The sequence below is a fragment of the Pseudomonas sp. 43(2021) genome (assembly GCF_017490805.1).
Taxonomy (GTDB): domain Bacteria; phylum Pseudomonadota; class Gammaproteobacteria; order Pseudomonadales; family Pseudomonadaceae; genus Aquipseudomonas.
The window spans coordinates 1-446 of sequence record NZ_JAFGYJ010000520.1; the positions used below are offsets into that span (position 1 = coordinate 1).

1 protein-coding gene is annotated in these 446 nt (G+C 60.1%); it reads left to right on the top strand.

What is annotated here, in order from left to right; translation table 11 throughout:
- Window positions 1-446 (top strand): CHASE domain-containing protein (locus J5M71_RS28485; protein ID WP_207838988.1); only part of this gene is annotated, 446 nt, incomplete at both ends.

A 446-nucleotide genomic window follows, 5' to 3' on the forward strand; every position in this document is an offset into this window, starting at 1 on the left:
GTCTCAGCCTGGCTGGTCGCTTTACTGGTGTTGCTTGCCGGCGGGATTCTCACCGGGCTGCTCGCATGGGGCACCTTCAACCAGTTTCAGCAACAATCGCGTCAGCGTTTCCAACTGCTGGCCAACGAACGCTACAGCCGCATCGCCGAACGTTTTCAGGACCAGGAGCAACGTCTCGATGGTCTGCGCCGGTTCTTCGCCAACTCCGAATCGGTGTCCCGCGCTGAATTCGATGGTTACTCTCGACCCTTATTGCTGCGCACCCAAGCCTACACTTACGCGCCGCGAGTCAGCGGTGCCGAACGGGCCGCGTTTGAACAGCAGGTACGTGATGAAGGCCTGAGCGAATTCACCATTCGCGAACTGGACGCCAAAGGCGAATTGCAACTGGCGCCGCCGCGCGACGAATACGTGCCGGTGCTCTACACGCAAACCCAGAGCCGACT